Source organism: Bacteroides sp. (assembly GCA_036351255.1).
Classification (GTDB): Bacteria; Bacteroidota; Bacteroidia; order Bacteroidales; family UBA7960; genus UBA7960.
Genome location: JAZBOS010000123.1, coordinates 1 through 4,078, shown reverse-complemented (window position 1 = coordinate 4,078; position 4,078 = coordinate 1). Strand labels below are relative to the sequence as shown.

The following is a 4,078-nucleotide window of genomic DNA, read 5'->3' as shown; positions in this document are numbered from 1 at the left end:
GTTGGTGATGTCGTGGTTCCCGGGCACATAGAAGAACGGGGCCTCCAGCGGCTCGATAAAGCTCATAAACTCCTTCCATTCGGCATTCAGCTGCACAGTGTCTTTGGTATACCCTTCTATCAGGTCCCCCACGCTCATCACAAATTCCGGCTGCAGCAGGTTCAGCTTCCGGATCCCCATGGGGAACACCCCGGGGCGGTGCCCGCCGGTGCGGTCGGTAACGATGGCAAACTGGAACTGGGCCGGGGACTCGTTCCACTCAATGTGGTTCCACGGCTTTTTCTCGGTGGGGATGTCGATGTAGATGGTGGGTTTCTGTTGGGCAGAAGCCCCGGCAGACCACAAGACAAGGCAAAGGAGGGAGGCAAGTCGAAGCATGGCGTAGAATTTTTCGGAAGGTGGTTAAAATCCGAAAATACTATAATATTCCCATGTTTAAGATTGCGTTAATTCTGGGGGAGGGTGAAGCCTGGCGAACCAACTGCGCCAACTAAGGGCATGGCTTGTTTTTAAAGGCGTGAATACCCCCTGGCGGCAGGAAAATGCAGATCGGGTCCCTTCGGGCTGCTACGGGCCTTTTGGGACAGCAAATGAACCCTGTCCTGCCCGGCAACAACCTCATCCTGACCAATACAGGACTTAGGATATTTCTGGAATACTGCAATCTTATTGCAGAAGAAATGAGTACCTTGAGTAAAAATTCAGCATGATTACAAAGGAAAAATTGAAGGAACACATCGAGAAGTTCCCGGATACGTTCTCCATGGACGAGCTGATTGAACGCCTGATCTTTATTGACAAGCTTGAAAAAAGGATACAGCAATCTCAAAGCGGCGAAGCCATCAGTGAGGACGAACTAAAAGAGGATCTTCAAAAATGGTTCGAATAAGTTGGCTGGTTTCAGCCAGGCAGGATCTCAGGGAAATATTTGATTACATTTCCCTCGATTCGGCCAGATATGCCAAATTTCAAATAGAGCGCATATTTTCCCGTACACAAATCCTAAAAAAGCAACCTTCACTTGGAAAGGTAGTCGAGGAAATTGGAGACCCCAATATTCGGGAACTGGTTGAAGGAAATTATCGCATAATTTATCGAATAGTGAATCAGCACCACATACACATACTCATGGTACATCATGCGTCTCGGGATTTAGGGAGAAGGATTTAGAAGCTTACTCCTGGCTAACCCCGGGCAAACAAAGGAGCTAAGACTAAAATACGCCATAAAATACCCGCGGAACAAAAGGCTTTACATCGAATAAGGAAAACCCGACATCGGCGCCCGCGAGCCCCATCAACTCCCCGCCTTTGCGGAACCGTTCAGCCCGTGTTTCGAAAGGGAACAGATCAAAAACGAAACAGGGTAGCCCCCCCGGGGATTATCCATCTAACTTACCATTTCCACCCAAACCCGGTGGTAAAGATATAGTCGACATCCCTTCCTGCTTCAGCCGGGCGGTTGTCATAGTTCAGGGTAAAACCGGCCCTGACGTAAAAGTCCTTGATGAAAACATCATCATATTTTGCATCGAACCTAAGGTCTGTACGAATACGACCCGATTCAACGGATTCATCGGAAACAAGGGTTGGATAGACAACTAAATTGGTGAGAAGGTTTAAATCGCCGATGTCGTACAGGTTTAATTCTGTCCCAAAAAAACCTTCCATAGACTGTCGACTTGGGGCCGTGGTGGTCCCATCCTGCGGGTTAAAAACAGGCGAGAAGGTTTCCCCGGTATAAGCGATACCTCCATAAACATTCCAGTATAAAGAGTTGGTGCGTCTGAGGAAATTACCAACACCAACCTTAGCCGTGGCCCGCAGTTCCAATGATTGTTCGGTGTTTGAAAGGAAATTCAGGTCTGCCCCAACATTCCAATCGGCAGGCAGGAAGTAGCGGTAGCCGAGGCCCCCATCATTTCTTTGAATATCCGACACGTTGTCCTGGGTGGTTATCAGGGAATTGAAATATAAATCTGCGGACCATCGGTCCTCTAAATAGCCCATCCTTATATTGCCATTTAGCTGTCGTTGATTGTTGGCTTTGGTCAGCGAGAGCCCGAAGTCAATGTTCGCGGAAAGGCGACTCAGAAAGCCCCCATTTTCCAAACTCTTTATGTTTACAACGTCATCCTGGCCTACTGTGATGTCTTCGCCTTGCTCATCGTCGATAAAAATTTTTCCCGGGCCTGCGCTCCTGAACGTTCCGGTTATCCTGCGGCCGTCGGAAAGTGTGATTAAGTAGCGCTGCGTCGCCTTCATCTCTGTGATGTCTTCCCAGGTAATCTTAAAATCAGAATCGGAATACGAAGGTTCAATGGTAAGAACGCCCCGGTCCAGGCTTTTTAAATCCCCGACAATGACATCCCCGTTGTTCAGGTACAACGTGTCATTTTGTGCGTAATTCGTATAGGGAAGGATAAGAAGGAAAAAAATAAACGTGTAGAATCTAAGCATCGCAGTTGCGGTTTCCAGTTTTCTCGAAATTTTTGTGGGCTGCAGCTGTTCAAAAATACAGGATATGTTGATTTTGATGAATTCTGCGTCCGGAATCTGAGTGCAAACTTCAAATAGTTCAGGTTCCGGACCTCCTCTTTTAAGCAGGCGGCGGGGTTTTCACGGGTAGTCCGGGCTCAGGCCAGGTTCGGGCGGGACTCTGATATATTCGGACTTACATGCGCAGGCCCTCAGAGCAACCCGAACAGGTAAATGGTCAGCATTCCCCAGCCCGTGCCCGTTACCATGCTTAGGATCGCCAGGATAATGGCATGGGGCATGAGCTCCTTTTTATAGGCGGCGGTGACAGCCGGGGCTGTGGAAATCCCCCCGAGGTTTGCCATGCTCCCGATGGCCACCCAGGCAATGTTAGTCCGGAGCAGGCGGGCGGTCAGGAGCATGAATCCAAAATGCAGGATCAGCCAGAGCAACACCAGGAGTACCAGGTTCACGGGTAGGGTAAGGTTGGCAAAGTTGAGTTTCAGGCCCAGGATAGCCATGATGAGCACGATGGAGAACCCGGCCAGTTGCAGTACCAGCTTGTGGTTCCAGGGCCGCACCACATTGCCCAGTACAATGCCGACCAGGGACAGCACCACAATGCTCATTAGAAAACCCATCTGAAGGAAATGCGCGCCGGCCATAACCGCCGCGATGCAACCGAGGGTCACCAGGTTGATGCGCCCCAGGCGGGCAGCTGAACGGGTCGCGGGGGGCTCCACCACGGGAAATTCGCCGGCAATCCCCCAGGCCCTGTTGATTTTCTCGCTTTGCTTAATGAACTGAAACATCAGGATGGTCCAGATATTGACCAGGATATTGTCCAGGACCAGGATGGACAGGAAGAGGGACTCGGGCGTGCCCGCCAGCTCTTTCAAAACCAACTGGCTTGTACTGCCCCCTATCCAGCCCCCCACGATGGGGGGGAGTCCCTTCCAGTACGCCTGGTCCAGGAACAGTTCTTTATTGGCCGGGTCCAGCAGCCCTGACAGCCAAACGAGCAACACCGGAAGGGTGGCGATCACCAGCGAACCGGAGACGAAAACAAGGACCGGCTTTACCCCTACAATGCGGAGCTGTTTAAAAGAAAGGGCGCTCATAATGGTCAGGATGGCAAAGGGGATGATCCACGTACGGCTCCAATCGTGCAGGGGGACCCCTGAGAGGTCCACACCGGCCAAATGCGTAAAGGCTGCGGGTAAGACATAGGCAAAGAGGATGGCGGGGAACCAGTCCAGCAATGTTTTGATCCACCTCGATCGGGCCCTGCTGATCCACAGCACAAAGGCAACGGTGGCCAGGACAAGGACCACAGCGCTGAACAGCAACTGCCCGTCATTCATGGCGCAGCTCGATTGTGCCGGGGCACATGGGCTCCCTTGCGGAAATAAGTTGCGGGTTACCGGCTCGATTCACCGCAGGGGCGGTAGGGGTGGAAGGGCTGAAGCAGGGGGGCATGGGCGGGCTGTTGCCCTTTCAAGATAAGGAAATTCCGCTTTCACAACAGCACGTAAATTCGTTATGCCTCCCTCCGGGACAGGTTCTGCCGGGGTCACAACAGCCTCGCCCGCCCGGGGATG

The 4,078-nt window shown here is 51.8% G+C and carries 5 protein-coding genes; 1 reads left to right on the top strand and 4 read right to left on the bottom strand.

Features of this window, described 5'->3' with window-relative positions; all coding sequences use genetic code 11:
* On the bottom strand, positions 1-378 hold a 378-nt coding region (locus tag V2I46_12175), incomplete at its 3' end, for a metallophosphoesterase family protein (protein ID MEE4178252.1).
* A gap of 328 nt (positions 379-706) precedes the next feature.
* On the opposite strand from V2I46_12175, the gene V2I46_12170 reads away from it, so the two are divergent.
* Complete coding sequence (locus V2I46_12170; protein ID MEE4178251.1) at positions 707-889, top strand: hypothetical protein; 183 nt, start codon at positions 707-709, stop codon at positions 887-889.
* A 128-nt stretch (positions 890-1,017) separates the two neighbouring features.
* On the opposite strand, the gene V2I46_12165 is transcribed toward V2I46_12170, so the two are convergent.
* From V2I46_12165 to V2I46_12155, 3 genes are all read right to left on the bottom strand, one after another.
* Entirely contained in the window at positions 1,018-1,140 is a 123-nt protein-coding gene (locus V2I46_12165) for a hypothetical protein (protein ID MEE4178250.1), read from the bottom strand.
* 254 nt (positions 1,141-1,394) lie between these two features.
* Positions 1,395-2,459: a DUF481 domain-containing protein gene (locus V2I46_12160; GenBank protein ID MEE4178249.1), complete on the bottom strand. Its 1,065-nt coding sequence runs from the start codon at positions 2,457-2,459 to the stop codon at positions 1,395-1,397.
* A gap of 230 nt (positions 2,460-2,689) precedes the next feature.
* Complete coding sequence (locus tag V2I46_12155; GenBank protein ID MEE4178248.1) at positions 2,690-3,841, bottom strand: DUF819 family protein; 1,152 nt, start codon at positions 3,839-3,841, stop codon at positions 2,690-2,692.
* Positions 3,842-4,078 lie beyond the last annotated feature (237 nt).